Here is a 23,071-nt window from a genome sequence, read left to right on the forward strand (position 1 = left end):
ACTCCCTTCCCCACGTCCGGTCCCGGTGCCACGTCCGGTCCTGGTCCCACGCCCGGTCCTGTTGCCATGCCTGGTCCCGTTCCCACGTCCGGTCCCGGCCCCGCGTCCGGTCCCGATGTGGTCGTCTCTCCGGGCTTCGACCGCAGGACCGGTTCGCCCTGGCTGCGCCGTTTCCACCCCGAGCCGGCTTCCGGTTCCGCGCCGACCCTCGTGTTCCTTCCGCACGCGGGCGGCGGCGCCGCCTACTACCACCCGTTCTCCGCGGCCCAGGCCTCGCGTGCCGAGGTGCTCGTCGCCCAGTACCCCGGGCGCCAGGAGCGCATCGGCGAGCCGGTTCCGGGCAGCATCGACGCGATGGTCGACGGGCTGCGGGAGGCGCTGACGCCGTGGCGGGACCGGCCGTTGGTGCTGTTCGGACACAGCATGGGCGCCCTCATCGCCTACGAGTTGGCGCGCCGCCTGGAGCACGCGGGCACGGCCCCGCGCGGTCTGATCCTGTCCGGACGCCGCTCACCGCTGATCGAGCGCTCCGAGGGCGTCGCCCCGCGGGACGACGACGCGCTGATCGCCCTGGTGAGCGAACTCGCGGGCACCGACGCCAGACTCCTGGCCGATCCGGAATTCCGCGAGCTGATCCTGCCGACGTTGCGCGGCGACTATCACGCCGTCGAGACCCATCGACACGTGCCCGGACCGGTGCTGCGTACCCCGATGAGCGTGTTGACGGGTGAGTCCGACCCTCGGGTCGGCGTGTCCGAGGCCATGGCCTGGCGGGAGTTGACCTCGGGGGCCTTCACCTTCCGGAGTTTCCCCGGCGGGCACTTCTACCTGAACGAGCAGCGGGACGCGGTGTCCCGGGCGATCACCGAGGACCTGGCGGCGTTCGCGACCCTGGCGGGCGGTCCGCGCCTGCGGGGTGAGGTGGCGCCCTCGGAGTGAGGCGGGCCGGCGGGTGAGGTGGCGGCGGCGGGTGAGGTGGCGCCGGCTTGGTGCGTCGGGCCGACGGGGCGTGAGGCGGGCCGGCGGGTGAGGCGGCGCCGGCCGGGTGCGTCGGGCGCCGGGGCGTGAGGCGGCGCCGACGGCTTCCTCAGGGGCGCACCAGGTGTCGGGCCAGTACCTCCAGGGCCTCGGTGACCGCCGGCAGCCGCTGTGCCTCCGCCTCGCCGAGCGCCCGGGCGAGGGCTTCCTCGACCTTGGAGACGCCGGCGGCCCGTACGGTGGCCACGCGCGCGGAGACCTCGGGGGACTGGCGTACGAGCGTGCGCCGGCGGTCGGCCGGATCGGGCGCGGTCTCCACCGATCCCACCTCGCGCAGCCGGGCCACGGCACCCGATACCTGGCTCTGCGGCAGGCCCGTCCGCAGCGCGGTCTCGCCGACGGTGGTGTCCGGATGCGCGGCGATGTCCCCCGCCACGATCACCACCGAGCGGGTGCTGCCGGCGTACTGACCGGATCCGCCCGGGGGCTCGGGCAGGGCTTCCTCGCCGAGCTTCATCAAGGCCCGGCCCAGCAGGAACAGTTCGATTCCATCCACAGGACCACGGTACATCAGCGCAGATGTATCGAGAAGAATGCATCTCTCTTGATGTATCGGATTCGATGGATTAGGCTGATCGCAGAGCAGCGGACGAAGGTCCGTGTCGATCGACGCAGAGGAGTCACCATGTCCACCCTGAAGGCCACCCTCGCGGTTCCCGGCTGCACCCTTCACTACCAACTCCGTGGCTCCGGGCCGCTGTTGTTGATCTCCCAGAGCGGTGAGGGGGACGCCGACCGCACCGTGGACCTGGTGTCGCACCTCGATGACGCCTTCACCGTCCTGACCTACGACCGCCGGGGCCTCTCCCGCAGTCGGCTCGACGAGCCCGGCCGGACGACGACCCTGGCCGAGCACGCCGAGGACGTGCACCGGCTGCTGACCACCGTCGGCGACGAACCCGCCCTGATGTTGGGTTGCAGCCTCGGCGCGACCATCGGCCTCCACCTGGCCGCCCGACACCCGGGCCAAGTGGGCACCCTCATCGCCCACGAGCCGGTCGCCCCGCGCCTGTTGCCGGCCGCTGACCGCGCCGACCACGAGGCGGAGTTGGCCGGGCTCAGGGACATCTACCGTTCGGCCGGGCTCGAGGTCGCGCTCCCCGAGATCGCCCGGGTCCTGGGCATCGACCCGACCCGCCAGGAGGTCGAACCGAATGTGACCCCCGAGCCCCTGGACGACCGACGCCGCGCCAACTTCGACTACTTCGTCGAGCACGACTTCTCGGCGATCATCGAGGACACCCTCGACCTCGCCGCGCTCGCCCGCACCACGACCCGGATCGTCCCGGCCATCGGGGCGACCACCTCGGCATCGGTCTTCGACCACCGGTGCGCGACCGCCCTGGCGGACCTCCTGGACACCGCGATATGCACCTTCCCGGGCGGCCACAACGGCAACACCACCCGCCCCCGTGCCTACGCGGCCCGCCTGCGGAGCCTGCTCACCGCCCCCGCCCACCGTTCCTGAGCGGGAGCGGGCGGAGCCCCCGCCGCAGCCCCGGAAATGGCCTGGGCTTTGTCTTCGACCCGTCGGTACTTTGCTCGTATGGACCACACGGCCGGGGATACCGGACCAGATCATCGTGCTCTCATCGCGGCGGGAATCACCGTCGTGCTCTGGGCGTCCGCATTCGTCTCCATCCGCGCGTCGGCCGAGTACTTCGGACCCGGGGCGCTGGCCCTCGGGCGGCTCCTCACCGCCTCGATCGCGCTCGGCCTCGTACTGATCGTCAAACGGGTGCCGCCACCCCCGCGCCAGGCCTGGCCCGGGATCGTGGGATCCGGAGTGCTGTGGTTCGGGCTGTACATGGTCGCGCTGAACTGGGGCGAGCAGGGCGTCGACGCCGGCACCGCAGCGATGATCGTGAACATCGGCCCGATCGTGATCGCCCTGCTCAGCGGCTGGATGCTGAAGGAGGGGTTCCCCCCGATGCTGTTGGCGGGGATGGCCGTCTCCTTCGTGGGCGCGGTCGTGGTGGGAGTGTCCACCTCCAACGGCGGCTCCTCCTCCCTCACCGGCGTACTGCTCTGCCTGCTGGCCGCCCTCACCTACGGGGCCGGAGTGGTCCTGCAGAAGCCGGCCCTGGCCCACGCGACCCCGCTACAAGTGACGACGTACGGCTGCTTCATCGGTACCGCCGTGACCCTGCCGTTCGTCGGGCAGCTCATCGACCAACTGCCCGATGCCCCGCTCTCCGCCACCCTCAACATGGTCTACCTGGGGCTCTTCCCGACCGCGCTGGCCTTCACCACGTGGACGTACGCCCTCTCGCGGACCACCGCCGGAAAGATGGGCGCGACCACGTACGCGGTGCCGGCCGTCGTGGTGTTCATCGCCTGGATCGCCCTCGACGAGGTCCCCGGGTGGCTGACCCTGCTGGGCGGCGCGATCTGCCTGGCCGGCGTGGCCGTGTCCCGCAGGCGGCGGGTCGAACCGCTCCCCGGGGGCGCGCCCTCGACGAAGTGAGAACTTTTTTCCCGAGACCTGTCACACCTGTGGCACGCGGCGGGTCAAGGGGGTGAGGTCGCCGCAAGGGCGACCACCTGAGAAGGAGCTTCCTGATGAACACCGCCGCCACCATCGTCGCCGTCCTCGCCGCCGCCATGTCGGGGTTCTCGGGCTACTCGCTGCTCTCGCGGGCCAAGTGGGTCGTCGAAGCCATGAACGAGTACCGCGTGCCCCAGACCTGGTGGACGCCCCTCGGCGCGGCCAAGGCCCTGGGCGCGATCGGCCTCGTCGTCGGGATCTTCCTGCCCGTGGTCGGCATCGCGGCCGGCGTCGGCCTGGTGCTGTACTACCTCGGCGCCGTCATCACCGTGGTCAAGGCCCGTTCGTACGCGCACATCCCCTTCCCGGTCATCTACATGGCCCCGGTCGTCGGCGCCTTCGCCCTCGGCTTCGCGCTCTGAGCGACGCGCGGGAGCAATCCGGGGAGCAACTCCCCGGGCTGGTCGCTACGTTGGACCGACCCGACCGACCCGACCGACCCGACCGACCCGACCGACCCGACCGACCCGACCGACCCGACCGACCCGACCGACCCGACCGACCCGACCACCGGACGACGTACACCACGCGAGGGACCCATGAACCGCACCACCGCAGCCACCCGTCACGCGCGCGCCGTCGCCTTCCGGGACCTGCACGCCACCGGCCGGCCCTTCGTCGTCCCCAACCCTTGGGACGCGGGCACCGCGCGCATCCTGGCGGGCCTCGGCTTCGCGGCACTCGCCACCACCGGCGCCGGCCTGGCCCACAGCCTCGGCCGCCCCGACGGCACGAACCAGGTCAGCCGCGCCGAACTCCTCGCCAACGCGGCCGTGATCGTCGAGGCCAGTGGCCTGCCAGTCACCGCCGACCTGGAGAGCGGCTTCGGGGAGCGGCCCGAGGAGATCGCCGAGACCATCCGCCTCGCCGCGGCCGCCGGCCTCGTCGGCGGCTCCATCGAGGATTCCACGGGCCGCGACGAGAATCCCGTGCGACCGCTCGACGAGGCGGTGGAACGGGTGGCGGCCGCCGTGGAGGCGGCAAAGGAACTGGACTTCCCCTTCACCGTCACCGCCCGCGCCGAGAACTTCTTCCAGGGCCGCCCCGACCTCGACGACACGATCCGCCGCCTCCAGGCTTACGAGGCAGCCGGCGCCGACGTCCTCTACGCCCCGGCCCTGCCCGACGCCGAAGCGATCCGTGCCGTCTGCTCCGCCGTGGACCGGCCCGTGAACGTCCTCATGGGCGGCGCCCTCAAGCTGTCCGTCGCCGAACTCGGAGCCCTCGGCGTCCGCCGGATCAGCACCGGCTCCGCCCTGTCCCGCGCGGCCCTCGGCGCGTTCACCCGGGCCGCCCGGGAGATCGCCGAAGCCGGCACGTTCGACTTCGGAGCGGACGCCATCCCGTACGCCGAGGCCAACGCGCTCCTGGCCCGGGCCACACCCCCGGGTCCCGACGCCCCGGCTCCCGATGCCCCGGGTCCCGACGCCCCCGCCCCCGATGGTCCGACTCTCGCCGCCCGGGACTCCGTTGCCCCGCATTCCGCCCCCGCGCCCGGCCGGGGAGCGTGAGGTGACCGCCACCACGCCGATCGACGCGGTCCGACTGCCCGACCCCTACCCGTACTACGCCCACCTGGTGGCCGAACGCCCGTTCGCCCACGACGAGGAGATCGGGGCCTGGGTCGCCGCCGACGCCGCCGCCGTGCACGCCGTACTGGGCAGCGGCGCGCTGCGGGTACGACCGCCGGGCGAGCCGGTCCCGCGGGGGATCGTCGCGACCCCGGCGGGCGAGGTCTTCGCGGACCTGGTCCGCATGACGGACGGCACGGTGCAGGGCCGCCTGAAGACGGTGGTGGTCGACGCGCTGGCCCGAGCCGACACCGCGCACGCGGCCCGACTGGCCGCCCGGTTCACCCGGGAGGCACTGGAAGCCGGCGGCGAAGTCCCCTGGGACGAGCTGATGTTCGAGGTCCCGGCCCGGGTCGTGGCCGCGTTGGCCGGCCTGACGGACGGCGCGGACCGGGAGGCGGCCCGCTCGATCGCCGCCTTCGTCCAGTGCATACCGGCCTCCGCGACCCCCGCGCAACAGCGGGCCGCCGCCGTAGCGGCCGGCCGGGTCCGCGAACTGCTGCGGCCCGGCCTCGGCGGCGAGAACGACGGGCTCCTCGGGGAATTGGTCCGCGCCGCCGACCGGGCGTCCTGGCCACACTTGGCGCCATTGCTGTCCAATGCCGTCGGGTTCCTGTCCCAGACCTACGACGCCACCGCCGGACTGGTGGGCAACACCCTGGTGGCCCTGGCCCGGGGAGCGGACGGCTCCGACATCGGGGCGCTGGTGCGGGAGGTGGTCCGATACGACGCGCCGATCCAGAACACCCGCCGTTTCGCCGCCGCGCCCTTCGTCCACGGCGGCCGTGCGGTGGAGAGCGGGCAGCAGATCCTGGTCCTCCTCGCCGCCGCGAACCGTGACCCGGCCGTCAACCCGGATCCACACGAGCTATCACCCGGAAGAGTGAATCCGATGATCTTCACCTTCGGTGCGTCGTCCCACCGCTGCCCGGGTGAAGCCCTCGCCTCGGCCCTCGCCGCCGCCATCGTGACGGAACTCCGCACGGCAGGCTTGTCGTCCACGGACACCCCGACCTACCGCCCCCTGGCCAATGCCCGCATCCCGCACCTCTGACCCGCTCACGGGGCCCGCCCCGGATCCCGCACCCCGAACACCGAAGCGGCCGGGGCCGATTCGCCGGCGGGGACGGATCCGACCGGGTGGCGCGTCACGGGCACCGCAGGCCGGGCCGGGACGGGGGACAGGCGGCACCGGAGACACCAGTGACAGCGGTGGCGCCGGCGGCACCGATGGGGACCGTACCGCCCGGCACGCACCACGGCCGGGCGTCTGCCAACCGCACGCCCCCAGACAGGAATGACCCCTCATGTCGAAGACCCCGCACCTCTGGATGCGGCACGAGTCCCGCCCCACCGAACGCCGCGCCCCCCTCACCCCCTCCGACGCCGCACAGCTCGTCCGGGCCGGCCTCCGGATCACCGTCGAGGCCTCGGAACAGCGCGTGTTCCCCCTCGCCGACTACGCCGCCGCCGGTTGCGACACCGCGCCCACCGATTCCTGGCTCACGGCCCCCGACGACGCCTACGTCCTCGGCCTGAAGGAACTTCCCGCCGGCCCCGGCGCCCCGGTCCTGCGTCACCGGCACATCTACTTCGGCCACGCCTACAAGGGCCAGGCCGGCGCGACCGAGTTGCTCGGCCGCTTCACCGCCGGCGGCGGCGCCCTGCTCGACATGGAGTACCTCATCGACGAGGCCGGCCGCCGTGTCGCGGCGTTCGGCTACTGGGCCGGGTACGTCGGAGCGGCCCTCGCCGTCCTGCACCGCCGCGGCCTGCTCAGCGCGCCCCTGCGGCCGACCGACCGCCCCGCCCTCGACGCGCTGCTGGCCTCCGGCGCGGGAGCCCCCGGTACCGGCACGGACGGCACCGCACTGGTGATCGGCGCGCTCGGCCGCAGCGGACGCGGGGCCTGCGACGCGTTGACCACCGCCGGCATCGAGCCGACCCGCTGGGACCTCGCCGAGACCCGCGAGATCGACCGTGCCGCGCTCCTCGGCCACGACCTGATGGTCAACACCGTTCTCACCACCACTCCGGTCCCGCCGTTCCTCACCAAGGGCGACCTGGACGACCCGGGCCGGCTCCTCTCCCTCGTCTCCGACGTCACCTGCGACGTCACCTCCGACTGCAACGTGCTGCCGGTGTACGACGAGACCACCACCTGGGAGGAGCCGGTACGCGCCCTCACCGCGGGCGGCGCCCCGCTCGACCTGATCGCCATCGACAACCTGCCCTCACTCCTGCCCGGCGAGGCCACCGTCGCCTTCTCCGCCGAACTCGCCCCGCAGTTGCGGCGCCTGGCGGACTGGGACGGGGTGTGGGCCCGCGCCCTGGACACCTTCGAGACGGCGATCCGCACCCAGGACGACCTTCCCGCTCGCTGACGTGTCCCGCCGGCGTGCCCCGGGGCGGAGGCACGCCGGACGGCGATCCACCGCGGGCCGCGACCGGCCCCCGGCCGCCACCCGCACCCCGGAAGCCGAAAGGGGTGCGGATCCTGAAATGCGCCCGTCAGCCGTGCCGGCCGTGCCGGCCGTGTCAGCCGTGTCAGCCGCGGGTGGCGCGGCGGCGGCCGAAGGCGAACCAGAGGCCCAGCAGCACCCCGCCGCCCACGGCGACGGCGGTGGCGGCAGTGCCGGAGACGAAGCTCGCGGTGACGACGACGGCCAGCGCGTACGCCACGGGCAGCAGTACGTTCAGGTTGGTGACGGCTGTCTTCGGACCTTGTGACATGGGTGGGTCCCCCTACTCGGTGGATCGGTCGTACCCGTCCGCACGCCATGTGCGCGGCGGGCGGGTTGGTCTTGGGGTGCAGCGTTGCGGAAGGATCATCTCACCCGACGGCGGATGCCGTGAGCTGTCGGGCGAGGGGAGCGTCGCACCTCCCGGCCGCCACCGCCACCAGAACTCACATTCCGTCACATTGCTTTCCCTCAAGGCCTGTTCGTTGCATCGGACATCTGTGGTCCCGCCAGCCGGGCGAAGAGTCCGTCCGCGTCCGCCATCAGCTCCTCGTACGTGCCCTGCTGGACGACCCGGCCCCGGTCCATGACCACGATGCGGTCCGCGTCGACCACGGTGGACAGCCGGTGCGCGATGACGATCCGGGTGGCGTTCAAGCGGCGCGTGCTCTCGGCCACCAGTCCCTGCGTGGGATTGTCGAGGGCACTGGTCGCCTCGTCGAAGAAGACCAGGCGCGGCCGGGCCACCAGGGCGCGGGCGATCATGAGGCGCTGGCGCTGGCCGCCGGAGAGGGTGTTGGTGCCCTCGGAGAGCACGGTGTTCATGCTCATCGGCATGGCCCGGATGTCGTCGGCCAGGCCCGTCATCTCGGCGGCCGCCCAGGCGTCGTCGAGGGTGTGGCCGCCGGAGCCGACGATGTTGGCGAGGATGTCGCCGGCCTGGAGCGCGCCGTTCTGCAGCACCACTCCGCACTGCCGGCGAACCGCGGAGACATCCAGCTCGGCGAGGTCCTGGCCGTCGTACAGCAGGCTGCCGGACATGGGGGTCTCGAAGCCGAGCAGCAGCCGCAGCAGAGTGGACTTGCCGCTGCCGGAAGCGCCGACGACGGCGATGAACTCACCCGGCAGCACGGTGAGGCTGACGTCGTCGAGGACGAGCGGGCCGTCCTGGCCGTAGCGGAACGACAGGTGCGAGACGGCGATCCGCCCGGACAGGTCGCCGGGGTCGACCTTGGTGCCGTCGTTCTCCGGTTCCGCTTCGAGGATGGGCTTCAGCCGCTCCAGCATCGGAACGGTGCCGACGGCGGTCACGGCGGAGGCGGTGAACTGCAGGCCCGCCGAGAGCAGCAGGTTGAAGGCCGCGAAGAACGGCAGGAAGGTGGCGAGCGGGACCTCCCCGTGCAGGGGGCCCGCGGTCACCCCGAAGACGACCGCCGAACACACCAACGGGAAGCCTGCGTTGAACGTCGTCACGCTGTTCTGCACCCGGCGGACGCGGGCGGACAGGGCGTGGCCGCGGGCGGCCAGCCGGGTCCACTCGGCGAAGGCCCGCTCCTCGGCGGCGGCCACCCGCAGCTTCGGCATGGCGGTGAGCATCTGGAAGACCATCGCGGACATCGCCTGTTCGTGCGTGTACTCGCGGCGTGCCCAACGCAGTTGGAGCCGCCCGGCCGCCGCGGCGAACAGCACGCCGACGGCCGTGAGACCGGCGGCGACCAGGGCCAGGGTCAGGTCGTACCAGAAGACGAGGGCCAGGTTGGCGAGGCCGGTCAGCAGGGCCAGCGTGGCCGTGGTGAGCATCCCGGAAAGCAGTTCCTGGGCGGCGGTGACACCGAGCACGGTGGTGCCCAGCTCGCCGGTCGAGTAGCGGGTGAAGAACGCGGCCGGCAGGGACAGCAGCCGGTTCCACAGCCCGGCCTGCATGGCGGCGCCGGTGCGGCTCTCCAGCCGTAGGACGGCGAAGTTCTGTACGACGGACAGCGCGGCGGTCACCAGACCCGAGCCGATGACGACCAGGGATCCCTGCACGATCAGGTTCCGGTTGGCGTCCGCCACGAACTCGCCGAGCACCTTGCCGGTCATGACCGGGATGATCAGACCGACCAGGGCGACGAGTGCGCCGGTCAGCGCGAGCCGGACCAGGTCCCGGCCGTGCCCCAGGGAGGGCGAGAGGCCGAACCTCAGCAGGCTGGGGACATCGCGCACGGCCGCGGGCAGCGGCCGGTACAGCACGACGGCGGCGGGGCGCAGCCGGGCGGCCGTCTCGGCGTTGAGCACGCGGACCCGGCCGTCGTCGACGAGGACGTAGCCGTGGCCCAGCGGCAGCAGCGCGACGGGTCGGCCCGTGACGTGGTAGCCGAGCACCGGCCCCACGTCGCGGGTCCACCAGCGGTCCTCCAGCCGGATGCCTCGGGTGCGGAAGCCGGAGGCGAGGGCGATGGCCCGCAGGTCTTCGGCGGCGCTGCGGCGGCCCGGGCCGGGGCTTCGGACCGGGGGGCGGACCGTGAAGCCCTGCCGGGAGGCGACCAGCCGGACCGCGGCGAGCATCGGCTCGTCGTCGGCGACGTCCGCGAGCTTCAGACGCGTGCCGGTGTCGTGCAGGACCGCGTCGAAGGTGCGGACGGCGGACGACAGGACCTTGCCGTCCTGGGCGCGGCGCGCGGCGAGTTCGGCGCGCTCACGGGCCCGCTGGACGGCGATGCGGTGGTCGACGGTGGTACGCAGCCGGGCGGAGTGCTCGGTCAGCGCGTCCGTCAGCCGGCCCTCCCGGTAGACGGAGAGGAGGGAGGCGGTGGTGAGGCGGGCGGCGCCGCGGGCCCGGACCCAGTCCTGCTCGGTCAGGACCAGCTCGGCGCCGGGGCCGACGGGCTCCAGCGCACTGGTGTCCTCCTCCCCGTCGAGGTCCGCGGCGGCGCCCTCGGTGGCCGGGTCGCCCGGGTCGAGGAGGCCGGACTCCACGCGGACGAACTGCACCCCGTCGACGGAGCGGGCCACGTCGCCCTTGTCGAGTTCGGTGCCGTCGGTGGTGCTCAGGGACGTGAACTGGCGGGGCGCGAGGGCGCCGGGCAGCGCGTCGGCGAGGGCGGTGAGCCCGGCGGTGAGGCCGGCGAGGAGCCGGGCGTGGTCGAGCGCGGCGGGACCGTCGCCCGCCGACCGGGGCAGCGTGGCCCGGCCCTGACGGATCTGGTCGAGGACGGACAGCGGCAGCCGGGTGAGCCGGGCATCGAGCACGGGCCGGGCGATGACGGTGTGGCGGCTCTCGCCGCCGGTGCCGCACACCACGAGCATGCCGGCCTCGGCGCGGCACAGGAAGTAGCGCCGGCCGTGCTCCTCGCCGTCGCCGCCGTCCGGTCCGCGGTCCACGGCGAACAGGTCGGCCGCGCCGGATTCCACGTACAGCAGGGTCGCGGGGTCGTCCAGGCAGACGGTCCGGGCGGGGGCGGCCGCGGGGGAGCCTGCGGCGGGGGAAGTGCTCACAGGGTGTCCTTCTCCTCGGAGCGGCTGGAGTCGAACAGGGCGGCGTAGCGGCCCTGGGCGGTCAGCAGTTCGTCGTGCGTGCCGCGTTCGGCGATGACGCCCCGGTCGAGCACGATGATCTCGTCGGCGTCGCGCACGGTCGAAAGCCGGTGGGCGATGATCAGGCAGGCGCAGCCGCGACGGCGCAGGTTGTCCATGACGGTGCGCTCGGTGGCCGGGTCGAGTGCGCTGGTGGCCTCGTCGAGGACGAGCAGGGTGGGGCGGGCGGCGAGCGCGCGGGCGAGTTCCAGGCGCTGGCGCTGGCCGCCGCTGAAGTTGCTGCCCTGTTCGCACACCTTGGCGTTGATGCCGCCGGGCCGGGACATGACCTCGTCGAAGACGGCGGCGTCCTGGAGGGCGGCGAGGACGACCTCGTCGGGCACGGTGTCGTCCCACAGGGTCAGGTTGTCGCGGACCGTGCCGGCGAAGAGCGCGACGTCCTGGTCGACGTAGGCCATGGAGGCGGCGAGGACGGTACGGGGGATCTCCTCGCGGGGCTGTCCGCTGATGAGGATCTGCCCCGAGCGCGGCTCGTACAGGCCGGTCACGAGCCGGCCCACGGTGGACTTGCCGCTGCCGGAGCCGCCGACGAGCGCGGTGCGGGAACCGGGGGTGACGGTGAGCGTGAGTGAGGTGACGACGGGGTCGGAGAGTGGGCCGTAGCCGAAGGTGACGTCGTCCAGGGTGAGTTCGCCGTCGAGCCGGTTCGTCGGTCCGCCGATTCGCCCGGGCCGGACGGCGGGGGCGTCGTCCGTCGGGCCGTCCTTCCCGGGTGCGCCGGGCTGGAAGCCTCGGGCCTGCGGGTACTTCTCCACGTCGTGGATGCGCTTGAGGTCGGCGTTCATCTCCTGGAGCCGGCTGCCCAGGTTGGTGAGCTGGGTGACGGGGCGGCTGAGGGCCGCCAGCAGGGTCTGGAAGGTGACGAGGATACCGACGCTGAGGGTGCCGTCGGCCACCCGCAGGCCGCCGACGAGCAGCATGACGCCGATGTTGACGACGGCCAGCAGGGGCGGCAGGACCGTCAGTACCGCGGTGGTCTGTCCGAGCCGCTGTTGGGCGGTGGTGACCTTGGCGAGGAAGCCGGCCCATCGGGTGAAGGCGTCGGGCTCGGCGCCGGTCGCCTTGACGGACTCGATGGTGGACAGGGTCGCGAAGGTGGTGCCGATCAGGTTGCCGCGGTCGGCGCGCAGCGCGTCCACGGCGTCCTTGCGGGAGCGCGAGACCAGTTGCAGGACCAGCACGTTGAAGGCGGCGGTGGCCAGGCCCAGCAGGCCGAGCAGGACGTCGTAGCGGACCATCAGGCCGCCGTAGAAGACGACGAGCGCGATGTTGATGGTGGTGGCGGCGACGTCGCGCGAGAGGATCATGGCGACGGTGTCGTTGCTCGCGACGCGTCGGGCGACCTCGGCCGGGCGGCGCTGCAGGAAGAACTCGATGGGCAGCCGCAGCAGATGGCGGAAGAAGCGCGCCGACGCCACCAGTCCGGTACGGATCTCCATGCGCAGCAGGTAGTGCTGCTGCACGGAGGTGAGGACGAAGACCATCAGCGCGGTGACGGACATCGCCAGGATCAGTGGCAGCACGGCCGTGGGTGAGTCCGAGGTGAGCACCCGGTCGAGGAAGACCCGCGAGTAGGCGGCGCCGACGATGCCCGGCACCACCAGCAGCAGGCTGGCCAGCAGGACCAGGGGCAGCGCGCGCCCGGACGGCAGGCGCCGGTCCAGGAGGGCGGCGGCGGTGCTGCTGCGGCGGCCTCCGGGCGTGAAGTCGGGGCCGCGTTCGAAGGTGAGGACGACGCCGGTGTACCCGGAGTCGAACATGGACCACTCCATCAGGCGGGGGCCGCTCGCCGGGTCGTTGACGGCGACCTGGGTGCGTCCGAACCGGGTGGTGATGCCCTCGACCACCATGAAGTGCTGGAACGCCCAGAAGATGATGACGGGCCCGCTGCGGAGCTTCTCCTCCAACTGGTCGGTCTCCGCCTGGAAGCCCTTGGCGACGAGCCCGAACGAGCGGGCCGCGGCCAGCACGGAACTCGCGCGGGCGCCGTCCCGGGAGACGCCGCACAGGGCGCGCAGCTCCTCCAGCGGGACGTGGCGCCCGTAGTGGGCGAGGATCATCGACAGACTGGCCGCGCCGCACTCCACCGATTCCATCTGCAGGACGGTGGGCACCCGGTGCGCGCGGCGCCGGGCCCAGCGGCGGCCCCGGGCCGCGGTGCGCTTGGTACGGCGGGCGTCCCGGCGGGAGGCGGCCACGGGGGGTCGGGTTTTCGTGTCGCTCATGGCTGCCGTTTCCTCACTTGGCGTCGGATGTCTCGGCGTCAGCGGCGTCGGCGCCGCTCAGCGCCCCAGCACCAGGTCGAACGGCGACTGGGTGCGCAGCTCTATGGAGGCGGACACGGAGGTCTGGGAGCTGAGCCGGATGGGCGGAGGTTTGGCGGAGCTCCAGGCGTAGCCGGAGGCGGAGCCCGATTCGGCGATCAGGTCGACGGTGACCAGGCGCGGCGCCTGGTCCTGCTCGAAGCTCTGGGCCGCCAGTTCGCCGCCGGCGATCGCCGCGAGGCCCTCGCGGGTCAGCGGGTACGGGTCGACACGGGTGACCGTGCCGCGCAGCAGGCCGTACACGGCCGGGGGCGCGGTCGACACGTTCAGGTCGACGGGGCGGCCGGGCACCAGTCGGGCGGCTCGGTCGGCGGGCACGAAGACGAGGGCGACGAGGCGGTCGCCGGGGAGGTCGGTGCGCTCGACGGTGGCGACGGTGGCGCCGGCCGGGACGAACTGGCCGGTGGTGAGCGTGGCGCTGATGACCTTGCCGGCGAACGGGCTGGTGATCGTGTGGATCTCGCCGGCCTGGTCGGCGAGGCGGGCGACGGGCTGCCCGGCGCGGACCTCGTCGGCGGGGCGGACCAGCAGATCCCGTGCCATGCCGGTGTACGGGCTCTGGACCTGGCTGGTGCCGCCGGGGTGCGTCAGGACGCCCGGGGCGTCGACGGTGACGTCGAGCCGGGCGAGCACCGCCCACACACAGGCCCCGACCATCACGATGAGCACGACGAAGACGGCGATCCAGCCGCGCGGGGCCGCGAGCATGACGGCGGCGTCGAGCTCGTCCGGCTCCCGCTTGCGCTGCAGCGCCTGGTAGCGGAACTTCATGGTGGTGTTCCCCCCTTGCCGGGTCAGAGGCCCGCTGTGGCGGGCTCGGTGGCGTACTCGGCGGCCGGGGCCGGGGCCGGGGCCGCGGTCGGGGCCGCGGCGGCGGAGGCTCCGGTGGCGGTGGCTCCGGTGGCGGTGGCGGCGGCGGCTGCGGGCGTACGCGTGGCGGCCGGCCCGGCCGGGCGGCTGCCCAGGACGAGTTCGCCGACGGTGCCCTCCAACAGCGGGTCCCGGCCGGTGGCCGCCGCGAACGCGCCGGTGTCGCCGCCACCCAGTCCGCACACGGCCAGGCCCATCGCGGTGGCCACCAGGTAGACGGTCTGGTAGAGCACGCCGACGTGCTTGAGGATCAGCGGGTAGGCGACCGTCTCGTACTTCCACATCACGCGGCCGAAGCGGGCGGCGACCAGCAGCACGACCTGCGGGTCCCCGTCCATCATCGTGCCGCCGCGGGCCTCCTTGACCAGGGTCGCGGTGGCCGGGCCCGGCGCGCCGACCAACTCCAGCTCGTGCCGGTCGGGCGCGTACCGGTACAGCCCCGGCTCCAGCCCCTCGCAGCGCGTGACCAGCGGGTAGACCTCCAGCTCGTGCACGGCTCCGCCGCTGGGCAGCGGGCGGTCGGCGAGTTCCTGGCCGTCGCTTCCGGTGAACGTGCCGCGGATGCGGACGGTGCGGTAGAGCAGCTCGGCGAGCTGGTTCAGCGTCAGCGGGTGCTCGGGGTCGTGCGCGCGGGTGGAGGTGCGCCGCTCGATGGCCTCGGTGAGGGTCAGGTCCCGGGCGGCGATCGCTTCGAGGTCGGGCACGGGCAGTGCCACGCGCGGACCGTCGGCGGCGGGGGCCGCGACCGGTTCGGGGCCGAAACGGTCGGCGTGCCGGTAGGTGCCGCCGTAGCCGGGCGCGGAGGCCGGGACACGGGTGCGGGTGTGGAAGGCGAGGTCGAGCGGGTCCCACTGGACGCTGCCGCGCTCCTCGGCCTGCGGGTCGGCGTCGGGGCCGCCGGGGGCCAGCGCGCCGGCGGTGGCGAGCAGCCGCACCAGCGGCGCCGGGACCTCTTCCGTCCAGGTGGTCAGCAGCGGGAGCAGCGCGGTGGCGCCGGCGCCCAGTTCCACGGCCAACGGGCTGCCGGGGGCGCGCAGCGCGAGCGTGCCCTCGGCGGGTGACAGCAGGGCGTGCCGGCTCAGCCGTACGGGGCCGCTCGGGGCGGGCTTGAGGGTGGTGGCGCCGCGGCCGACGGCCACCAGGCGGGCGACGGGAGCGCCGTCCGGCCCGGCCACCGCATGCTCCAGCAGGCCCGCGGCTTCGAGCCTGGAGCGCAGCATGTGCCAGCGCAGCAGGCCCATTTCGCCGTCGTGGGCCACGATGAGCGCGCCGATCGCGGTCTCGTCGTGGTCGTCCTCGCCGAGGGCGCGCAGCGCGGCCTCGGCGCCCGGGGTGAGGGCGCCCAGGCGCACGGCGCCGAAGCGGGTGGTGAGCTGTCCGTCCTGGAAGGCGCCGCCCCGGGGCAGTCGGCTGGTCAGGGTGTACGTGCCGGACGCCGCGGAGGCCGGCGCCTCGCCCGGGAGTGTGGTCGTACTGGTCATGGCTCCAGCCCTGATGAGGCGCGGGCCGGAGCGTGCCCCGGCCCGCGGGTGTGACGGATGATCAGGAGCCGGCCCCGGGCGGCACGGTCCCCGCGGGGACCGCGCCCGGCAGGGCCGTACTCGCGGGGGGCCGTGCTCGGCGGGGGGCCGTGCTCGGCGGGCCCGTGCTCGCGCGGTGCGGGCTCGCGGCTCGGAGCCTCGGCCACTCAGCGGCTCGGCGCCTCGGCCACTCGGCCACTCGGCCACTCAGCGGCTCAGCCACTCAGCGGCTCAGCCACTCAGCGGCTCAGAAGAAGACGTTCCAGGTGTTCAGGTCGGCCTCGGCGGTCGGCTCCGCGAGGCGGCCCATGCGGACCGGAGCCTCGTAGAGCCGGCCGGGGCCCAGCCGCCGCCAGAAGTGGCGCAGGCCCGGGGCGATCACCTTGACGACGTTGAGCTCCAGGTCGGGGCGCGTCTGGTCGACGACGATGACCTCGGAGCCGGCCTCCGCGATGCGCTCGACCTGCTCGCGGATGCGGGCGGCGAGGTCGAACCCGGCCTGTGGGCCGACCTTGGTGGCCGGCAGCTCCGGGTCGGGCAGCAGCCAGGGCTCCGCGGCGACGGTGGCCGTCTTCAGCCAGGTCAGGGTCTCCAGGTCACCGACGAGGTAGGAGGTGTTCCCGTCGGCGTCGCGGGTCTCGATCATCGGCAGGAACTGGTTGAGTTCGGTGAGCGCCCGGAAGGCGGCGACGCGCGGGTCCGGGTGGGCGCCGAAGCCGACCATGATGTCCTCGACGCTGTGGCGGCGGCGCGAAGCGGCCACGTACACCGGCATGCCGAGGTCGGTGGTGAGGTCCATCATCCACAGGTCGCGGTCCATGGCGTCGTAGTAGGTGCGCAGCTGCTCCACGTACGGGTCTTCGAGCGAGTCCATGTCGAAGGCCGGGAGGCGCAGCCGGTTGTACCACCACACGGCGACGGCGTCGCGCTCGGTCAGCTCGCACAGGCCCTGGAGGATCGCCTCTTCGAGGGAGTTGCCGGCGGCGGTGCCGTTGGAATCGGCGATGCAGAAGAAGTGGTCCTGGAGGTCCGGGTGACCGTACCAGGAGTAGGCGGCCGGGATCAGGCGCTCTTCGTCGTGGGTGAGGGACCAGCCGCTGGTCCAGTCGATCGCGATGTCCTCGGGGAACCGGTCCGGCACCTTGTGCAGGCGGTTGGCGGGGTCCTGGTTCCAGGTGTCGCGGCCGGCGATCTGCGCCTCGGAGAAGTGCAGCAGGCTGCGGGGGTGGACGACCGTGTCGGCGTCGAGGTCGCGGTAGGCGGCGCGCCGCACGGCCTCGTCGCCGCGCCAGACGCCGGCGTAGCGCTCGATGGCCTCGCAGACGGCGCTCACCTTGGCCTGGATCTCGGAGCGGCCCTTGCCGCCGCTCTGGCCGCGCAGGTTGCGGCGCAGCAGGTCCATGCTGTCGTTGACCATCGCGAAGTTGTGGCCCGCGGCGTAGCTGTAGGTCAGCGTGTTGGACTCGGGCGTGTGCGAGACCAGTTTGGTGATGGCGCCGAGGTGCGGGCTGATGTGCCGCTCCAGGCGGGCGAGGGTGGCCTCGGGGCTGTTGACGCGGTAGCCGCCGTCACTGGTGTGGCTGGCGTCGCCGGAGGTCAGGGCGATCTTGGGGCTGCGCCGGCTGACCAGGGTCGGGTCGCCGCAGGAACGGCACTGGGGCTGGCGGATCAGCGGGTGCCGGTCGGTGGTGAGGGTGGCGAGGTCGAGGGTGACCATCTGCCCGCACAGGGCGCCGGGTTCGCCGGTGGCGGCGATCCGGGCGGCCTCGGCGGCGATCAGGCCCGCGGCGGCCAGCGGTCCGGCGGGGATGCCCGCGCGGGACGGGTGGCGGGGCACGGAGTCGCCGCGCTTGCCGGCCAGGTAGCGCTCCAACTGGCGGTTGCCGGCCAGGCGCTGGGCCAGACAGGTCCAGCAGCCGGTGTGGTCCGGGTCGAGGAACGGGCCGATCCAGGGCGCGATGCCGCCGGTGCGGGCCAGCAGCCACGGTTTGGCCGCCGCCAACTGGCGCTCGTTGCGGGCTTCGAGGACCGGGTCGAGGTAGTCGTCGACGAGGACGACGGAGATGCCCTCTTCGGGCACGGTGTCGAAGTCGCCGGTGCGGGCGGCCAGTCCGAGCGCGCGCAGCGCAGCGAGGACCGGCTCGGGGTCGACGCCCGCGGCCGCCGAGACCGTGACGGGCGCGGTGTCGAGGGTGCGGGCGGGGTCGATGCCCAGGGCGTCCCAGTACGCGAGGGTGGCCTCCGGCAGGTCGGGCCGGCCCTCGGCCAGGTGCCCGGCGGCGCCGAAGCGGGTGAGTGCCGCGAGTACGGTGGGGATGGGCAGCGCGCCGGCGAGGGCCTGCACGATCTCCATGACGGTCTTGCGGCCGTCCAGGTGCGGCAGCACGGCCGCGGCCGCCTTGCCGGGCACCAGGTAGTCCTGGCCCTCCGCGTAGAGGAAGACCCGCTCGCCCTCCACCACCTCGACGTGGAAATGGGCCTTGAGGCGCGGCTTTTCCATCTGTCCCCCTCGGTTCTCGCGATCAGCCCTGACGTGGCATCACACCGGCAACCCAAACACGGGGCCGACCCCGGGTAAATGCTTCACCTGATACGCAGGAAGGCCTTCGAATACGTAGCCCGAAGGTGTTTCATACGTATCGGCGACACGCGCGGGGCGCGAGGCGACTCGCGCGGAATTCGACCATCCGGTCTCTATACGAGAACCTGATCCAACTGCACTGCTCAGACTGGCGTTTGGCTTGATCTGCACCCTCCGGAATGAAACATTGACCCCATGCATTCACCCAACGGGGATCTGTACCACCGTGAGCGTGAGATGGGCCTCTTTCAGGGTGCCGTCGGTGAACTCGCCCTGGGGCGCCCGACCGTGGCCACCATTCACGGGCCACACGGAATCGGGAAGTCCGCGCTGCTGAACGCGGTGCCCCGGCTGCTACCCCCCAAAACCCTGGTTCTGCGGGCGCGCTGCCATCCGAGCGAGAGCCAGTTCCCCTACAGCATGGTGAGTCAGCTGTTCGACCCCGTCCTCGGCGGCGCCGGCGGCCACGGCACGCCCGGACCCGGGCTCGGGGAAGCCGGTCCCACCCACGAGGCCCTGCTGGGCCTCCTGCGGACCACCCGCTCCCTCGCCGTCGACCGGCCGGTGGCCATCCTCGTCGACGACCTGACCAACGCCGACCCGCACTCGCTGCGCTGGTTCTCCTACATCGCCCGGCGGCTCGACGACCTGCCGGTGCTGATGGTGGCCACGCTGCCCGCCTCGGCCGCGGCACAGGTGGCGGAGCAACTCGGCCCGCTGCCGTACCTGCTGCGGCTGTGGCCGGAACCGCTGTGTCCGACCTGTACGACCGAGCTGGTCGACCGCGCCTTCGACAGCCCCGTCGACCAGGAACTGGCAGCGCTCTGCCACACCCTCGCGCACGGAAACCCGCTCGTGCTGCACGACCTGGTGACCAGGCTGCGGCGCACCCACGTGCCGCCCGGCTCGCCCGACCCCGAGCAGGTGCTGCCGATCGGGGCGCAGGCCCTCTCGGAGACCGTGCTGGCCTGGCTCGGCGAGGACGACCCGTGCGCGAGCGAACTGCTCACACAACTGGCCGTCCTGGGCCCCGACACCGACCCGGCCGTGTGCGCCGCGCTCTCCAAGCACGGCGAGGTGCACGACCAGCAGGCCCGCGAAACGCTCGTACGGGCCGGGCTCCTGGAAGCCGGGGCGCCCGGCCGCTTCACGCACACGGCGGTCCGGCCCGCGGTCCTCGCCCGGGTGTCGGCGCACGAGCGGCTGCTGCTGCACGGGCGCGCCGCGGCCGTACTGGCACGGCTCGGCGCCCCGGCCCGGCAGACCGCGGACCAACTGATCCTGGCGGGCTGCGACTGGGGGATCGACGTGCTGCGCGGCGCGGGCATCCAGGCCTCCGGGGTCGGCGACCGCGAGTCCGCCGCCCGCTACCTGCGGCGCGCGCTCACCCTGCTGGAGCAGCGCGGCGTGCCCGGGGCGGACGGCGACGAGAGCGCGGCGAAGGAGGCCCGGGAACGTGAAGAAACGTTTCTTGACCTGACGGTGCGGCTCGGCGCCGTCGAACTCCACCGAGATCTCGACGCCTGCGCCCGACAGGCCGCGGCCGCGGCCGACAGCCCGCTGGGTCCGGTCCGGCGCGCCGAGGCCCTGGCCCGACTCGCCTCCCCCGCGCTCGTCTCCCGGGTCGAAGGCGCCCGGCCGTTCGTCCGGGTCTGCGGCGAACTGGCGGCACTGCCCGCACCGCCGCGCGAACACCTGCTGCGGCTGACCGCCCAGACCCTGCTCACCGGGCACCGCTCCGGTCTGCGCCGGGCGGCCCGACTCGCCGCCGCCGACCCCGGGGACCCGGCCGCGCACGTCTTCGCCGGGGCGCTCGCCGCGGCCGCCGCCGCCGGCGGCCGGCTCGGCACCGCGCGCCGGATGGCCCTGCGGGTCGCGGCCGGCCCGGCCGACGCGCCGGAGGGGACGGCGCCCGGGTCGGCGGCCGGCCCGATGGGCGCGGCCCTGGCCCTGACCTGGACCGGCGACCTCGACGGGGCCGCGGCCCTCGCCGACCGGCTGATCAGCATGTCGCGCGCGTCGGACGACCTCGCCACCACCCTGCTCGCCCACCTCGTACGCGGCGAGGTCCGCCTCCGCCGGTACGAGCACACCGACGCGCACACCGACGCCGAGGCGGCGCTGCACCTCGCCCGCCGGCTGAACGCCCCCGCCCTGGCCGGCGCGGCCGCCGCGGCCGCGGCCCGCGCCCTCGTGGGCCTGGGCCGGGCCGCCGAAGCGGCCGTCCTGCTGAGCGACGAACCGGCGGCCGGGGACGCCCACCCGTTCATCAAGGCGCTGACCCTCCAGGCACACGGCACGGTCGCCGCGGCCCTCGGCGACCACACCACCGCCGTACGCCTGTTCCTCGACTGCGGCCACCGGCTCGCGCTGCGCGGCATCACCCACCCCGGCTGCGTGACCTGGCGGGCCCAGGCGGCCGCCTCGTACCGGGCCCTGGGCGAGGAGTCCGCCTCGGTCACGATCCTGGACGGCGCGCCCCGGCAGCGGGGCCCGGTGTCGCCGCCCCAGCCGGCGCTCGATCCGGGGTCCCGGCCGCGGCCCCGGCCGGGGCGCGAGCGCACCCTGCTGAGCCCGGCGGAACAGCGGGTGGCCGAGCTGGTGGTGCGGGGCAGCTCCAGCCTGGAGGTCGCGGAGAAGCTGTTCCTCAGCAAGCGCACCGTCGACACCCATCTGGGCCGCATCTACCGCAAGCTCGGCATCCACAGCCGGCACGAGCTGGCGGGCGCGATCGGCGAGGAACTGCCGGTGTGACAAAGGGCGGTGGGCGGAGCCGCCGGGCCCCGCCCACCGTGCCCGCCCACCGTGCCCGCCCACCGTGCCCGGCCCCGTGCCCGCCCACCGTGCCCGCCCACCGTGCCCGGCCCCGTGCCCGCCCACCGTGCCCGGCCCCGGGTCGGGCCCGGAGGTCAGGCGCGCGCCGCCTCCGCGGACCGGCCGGCCCGGCCTATGCCCAGCCGGGGAGTGGTCGTCAGGTACAGCCCCGTCGCCGTGTCGTGGCCGCCGATGTCGTGCCGCCCGGACATCCGGTCGGCCAGGACGTCGGCGGGCAGCGGACCGGCGCCACCCGCCCGCCGCGCGTCGTCGAGGTCCAGGACCCCGGCGGTGAGCGCCGCGAACGCCTCGCTGTCCGGCGCGGAGCGCATCGGGTCCGGGCTCTCCCGGCGGGCCATCAGCTCGGGGTGGCGGCCGCGGGCGAGGCGCTGCGCAAGCCAGAAGTACGTGGACTTGCCGCGGTACTGCTCGTAGAACCCGGCCACCATCGAGAACATGCGGGCGTACGCGTTGCGGTAGAGCGCCTCGTAGAAGGACAGCGCCTCGTCCTCGGTCACCTCGCCCGCGTCGATCGCCGTGATCGACGCGGCGGCGAGCATGCCGCTGTACATGCCGAGGTGGACGCCGGTCGACAGCAGCGGGTCCAGGAAGCACGCGGAGTCGCCGGCGAGGAAGTATCCGGGCCCGCAGAAGCTGTCCGCCGTGTACGAGAAGTCCTGCTCGACGCGCACGTCGTGCTGGAACGTGCCGTCCGCCACCAGCTCGCGCACGGTCTCCGACTCCTGTACGGCGTCCAGGAACAGGGCCTCCATGCCCGCCGCGCCCGCCGCGTGGCCCTGCTTGCGCTTGAGGAAGTGGTCCTGGTGGGTCACGAAGCCGACGCTGTACACGTCGTCCTTGAGCGGGATGACCCAGTACCAGCCCTCGGGGGCGGAGATGACGTTGATGCCGCCGCGGGGGGTGCGCGGCAGCAGCGTGCCGCCCTGGTAGTAGCCCCAGACGGCCACGTTGCGGAACACGTCGTGGGGTGTGCGGTTGTCGAGGTGGCGCACCGACAACAGGCCCGCCCGGCCGGTCGCGTCGATCACGTGGTCGGCGCGGGTGGTGTGCTCCCGGCCCTCGTGGGTCCACTCGACGCCCGCCGCGCGGCCGCCCTCGAAGAGCACCTTGCGGGCCTGGGCCCCCTCGATGACCTCGACGCCCTGGGAGGCGGCGTGGCGCAGCAGGACCTCGTCGAAGTCCGCGCGGTCGACCTGCCAGGAGGTCTGGGCGTCGGTGCCGAAGATCTCGGGCCAGTCGACGACCCAGTCGCGCTCGGCGCCCCAGCGCAGCAGCAGGCCTTCCTTGACCTGATAGCCGCGCTCTTCCACCTTCTCCAGCGCCCCGGCCAACTCGATGATGGACCGGCAGGACGTCGCCACGGATTCCCCGATGTGGTAGCGCGGGAAATGGGCACGCTCCAGCAGTCTCACGCGCGCGCCCTGGCGGGCCAGCAGCGCCGCGGCAATGGAGCCGGCCGGCCCACCACCCATGACCACGATCTCGGATGCCATCGCTTTCGCCTTTCCCGTTCCCCGACGGAATTCCACCGCATTCCACGCGTCACGCGCGAGCGCGGGAATTCTTCACAGCGGATGTCTCGCATCGGATTTCTTCGGCCGAATCGACCTTCGCACGACGAGCGGCGCGAATGAACACGAGGCGATGCGCAGCGAGGGATTACGTATCCGGCGGACTGCGTAACCGGAGGTCGGTGAGGGGCGGTCGGCGAGGGGCGGTCCCGGGGGCGACCGGTTCCACGGGGCC

At 73.6% G+C, this 23,071-nt stretch carries 16 protein-coding genes; 8 read left to right on the top strand and 8 right to left on the bottom strand.

Annotation, left to right across the window (positions count from 1 at the left end):
* Positions 1–66: 66 nt before the first annotated feature.
* Positions 67–939: a thioesterase II family protein gene (locus tag ACFYW3_RS24550; protein ID WP_389387335.1), complete on the top strand. Its 873-nt coding sequence runs from the start codon at positions 67–69 to the stop codon at positions 937–939.
* A gap of 148 nt (positions 940–1,087) precedes the next feature.
* On the opposite strand, the gene ACFYW3_RS24555 is transcribed toward ACFYW3_RS24550, so the two are convergent.
* Positions 1,088–1,495 carry a MarR family transcriptional regulator gene (locus ACFYW3_RS24555; protein ID WP_389387426.1) on the bottom strand — a complete coding sequence of 136 codons (408 nt, stop codon included), beginning with the start codon at positions 1,493–1,495 and terminating at the stop codon, positions 1,088–1,090.
* A 168-nt stretch (positions 1,496–1,663) separates the two neighbouring features.
* Between ACFYW3_RS24555 and ACFYW3_RS24560 the strand changes: the two genes are divergently transcribed.
* The 6 genes from ACFYW3_RS24560 (at position 1,664) to ACFYW3_RS24585 (ending at position 7,541) form a co-directional block, all read left to right on the top strand.
* Positions 1,664–2,506 (top strand): alpha/beta fold hydrolase, encoded by an 843-nt coding sequence (locus ACFYW3_RS24560; RefSeq protein ID WP_389387336.1) that lies wholly within the window; start codon positions 1,664–1,666, stop codon positions 2,504–2,506.
* A gap of 78 nt (positions 2,507–2,584) precedes the next feature.
* Positions 2,585–3,505, top strand: a complete 921-nt coding sequence (locus ACFYW3_RS24565; RefSeq protein WP_351755326.1) for a DMT family transporter — start codon at positions 2,585–2,587, stop codon at positions 3,503–3,505.
* A 95-nt stretch (positions 3,506–3,600) separates the two neighbouring features.
* A complete protein-coding gene (locus tag ACFYW3_RS24570) occupies positions 3,601–3,948 on the top strand; it encodes a DoxX family protein (protein ID WP_351755328.1) in 348 nt (115 codons plus the stop codon).
* A gap of 177 nt (positions 3,949–4,125) precedes the next feature.
* Complete coding sequence (locus tag ACFYW3_RS24575) at positions 4,126–5,097, top strand: isocitrate lyase/phosphoenolpyruvate mutase family protein (RefSeq protein ID WP_351755331.1); 972 nt, start codon at positions 4,126–4,128, stop codon at positions 5,095–5,097.
* Between the two features lies 1 nt (position 5,098).
* Complete coding sequence (locus tag ACFYW3_RS24580; RefSeq protein ID WP_389387337.1) at positions 5,099–6,211, top strand: cytochrome P450; 1,113 nt, start codon at positions 5,099–5,101, stop codon at positions 6,209–6,211.
* A gap of 253 nt (positions 6,212–6,464) precedes the next feature.
* Positions 6,465–7,541, top strand: a complete 1,077-nt coding sequence (locus ACFYW3_RS24585) for a saccharopine dehydrogenase (protein WP_389387338.1) — start codon at positions 6,465–6,467, stop codon at positions 7,539–7,541.
* 163 nt (positions 7,542–7,704) lie between these two features.
* Here the strand turns inward: ACFYW3_RS24585 and ACFYW3_RS24590 are convergent, their stop codons facing one another.
* The 6 genes from ACFYW3_RS24590 to ACFYW3_RS24615 all read right to left on the bottom strand — a co-directional run bounded on the left by ACFYW3_RS24590 (position 7,705) and on the right by ACFYW3_RS24615 (position 18,409).
* Positions 7,705–7,890: a hypothetical protein gene (locus ACFYW3_RS24590; RefSeq protein ID WP_351755340.1), complete on the bottom strand. Its 186-nt coding sequence runs from the start codon at positions 7,888–7,890 to the stop codon at positions 7,705–7,707.
* A 200-nt stretch (positions 7,891–8,090) separates the two neighbouring features.
* Complete coding sequence (locus ACFYW3_RS24595) at positions 8,091–11,096, bottom strand: NHLP bacteriocin export ABC transporter permease/ATPase subunit (protein ID WP_351755343.1); 3,006 nt, start codon at positions 11,094–11,096, stop codon at positions 8,091–8,093.
* A complete protein-coding gene (locus ACFYW3_RS24600) occupies positions 11,093–13,420 on the bottom strand; it encodes an NHLP family bacteriocin export ABC transporter peptidase/permease/ATPase subunit (RefSeq protein ID WP_389387339.1) in 2,328 nt (775 codons plus the stop codon). The genes ACFYW3_RS24595 and ACFYW3_RS24600 overlap by 4 nt, the downstream gene beginning before the upstream one ends.
* 57 nt (positions 13,421–13,477) lie before the next feature.
* Complete coding sequence (locus tag ACFYW3_RS24605) at positions 13,478–14,290, bottom strand: HlyD family efflux transporter periplasmic adaptor subunit (protein ID WP_351755349.1); 813 nt, start codon at positions 14,288–14,290, stop codon at positions 13,478–13,480.
* 23 nt (positions 14,291–14,313) lie between these two features.
* Positions 14,314–15,870: a SagB family peptide dehydrogenase gene (locus ACFYW3_RS24610; RefSeq protein ID WP_389387340.1), complete on the bottom strand. Its 1,557-nt coding sequence runs from the start codon at positions 15,868–15,870 to the stop codon at positions 14,314–14,316.
* Between the two features lie 286 nt (positions 15,871–16,156).
* Positions 16,157–18,409 (bottom strand): TOMM precursor leader peptide-binding protein, encoded by a 2,253-nt coding sequence (locus ACFYW3_RS24615; RefSeq protein ID WP_389387341.1) that lies wholly within the window; start codon positions 18,407–18,409, stop codon positions 16,157–16,159.
* A 276-nt stretch (positions 18,410–18,685) separates the two neighbouring features.
* On the opposite strand from ACFYW3_RS24615, the gene ACFYW3_RS24620 reads away from it, so the two are divergent.
* Positions 18,686–21,244, top strand: coding sequence for an AAA family ATPase (locus tag ACFYW3_RS24620; protein WP_389387342.1), 2,559 nt, complete (start codon positions 18,686–18,688; stop codon positions 21,242–21,244).
* 155 nt (positions 21,245–21,399) lie between these two features.
* On the opposite strand, the gene ACFYW3_RS24625 is transcribed toward ACFYW3_RS24620, so the two are convergent.
* The gene (locus ACFYW3_RS24625; RefSeq protein WP_389387343.1) at positions 21,400–22,818 is read right to left on the bottom strand and encodes an NAD(P)/FAD-dependent oxidoreductase; all 1,419 of its coding nucleotides are present in this window, start codon (positions 22,816–22,818) and stop codon (positions 21,400–21,402) included.
* Between the last annotated feature and the right edge of the window lie 253 nt (positions 22,819–23,071).

Origin of the sequence: Streptomyces sp. NPDC002602 (genome assembly GCF_042889445.1) — a bacterium.
GTDB lineage: Bacteria > Actinomycetota > Actinomycetes > Streptomycetales > Streptomycetaceae > Streptomyces.

Excerpts from the sequence above, each read along its gene's own strand:
- ACFYW3_RS24550 (WP_389387335.1), top strand. The coding sequence starts at position 67 with ATGCCTGGTCCCGTTCCCACGTCCGGTCCCGGCCCCGCGTCCGGTCCC.
- ACFYW3_RS24555 (WP_389387426.1), bottom strand. The coding sequence starts at position 1,495 with ATGAAGCTCGGCGAGGAAGCCCTGCCCGAGCCCCCGGGCGGATCCGGT.
- ACFYW3_RS24560 (WP_389387336.1), top strand. The coding sequence starts at position 1,664 with ATGTCCACCCTGAAGGCCACCCTCGCGGTTCCCGGCTGCACCCTTCAC.
- ACFYW3_RS24565 (WP_351755326.1), top strand. The coding sequence starts at position 2,585 with ATGGACCACACGGCCGGGGATACCGGACCAGATCATCGTGCTCTCATC.
- ACFYW3_RS24570 (WP_351755328.1), top strand. The coding sequence starts at position 3,601 with ATGAACACCGCCGCCACCATCGTCGCCGTCCTCGCCGCCGCCATGTCG.
- ACFYW3_RS24575 (WP_351755331.1), top strand. The coding sequence starts at position 4,126 with ATGAACCGCACCACCGCAGCCACCCGTCACGCGCGCGCCGTCGCCTTC.
- ACFYW3_RS24585 (WP_389387338.1), top strand. The coding sequence starts at position 6,465 with ATGTCGAAGACCCCGCACCTCTGGATGCGGCACGAGTCCCGCCCCACC.
- ACFYW3_RS24590 (WP_351755340.1), bottom strand. The coding sequence starts at position 7,890 with ATGTCACAAGGTCCGAAGACAGCCGTCACCAACCTGAACGTACTGCTG.
- ACFYW3_RS24600 (WP_389387339.1), bottom strand. The coding sequence starts at position 13,420 with ATGAGCGACACGAAAACCCGACCCCCCGTGGCCGCCTCCCGCCGGGAC.
- ACFYW3_RS24605 (WP_351755349.1), bottom strand. The coding sequence starts at position 14,290 with ATGAAGTTCCGCTACCAGGCGCTGCAGCGCAAGCGGGAGCCGGACGAG.
- ACFYW3_RS24610 (WP_389387340.1), bottom strand. The coding sequence starts at position 15,870 with ATGACCAGTACGACCACACTCCCGGGCGAGGCGCCGGCCTCCGCGGCG.
- ACFYW3_RS24615 (WP_389387341.1), bottom strand. The coding sequence starts at position 18,409 with ATGGAAAAGCCGCGCCTCAAGGCCCATTTCCACGTCGAGGTGGTGGAG.
- ACFYW3_RS24620 (WP_389387342.1), top strand. The coding sequence starts at position 18,686 with ATGCATTCACCCAACGGGGATCTGTACCACCGTGAGCGTGAGATGGGC.
- ACFYW3_RS24625 (WP_389387343.1), bottom strand. The coding sequence starts at position 22,818 with ATGGCATCCGAGATCGTGGTCATGGGTGGTGGGCCGGCCGGCTCCATT.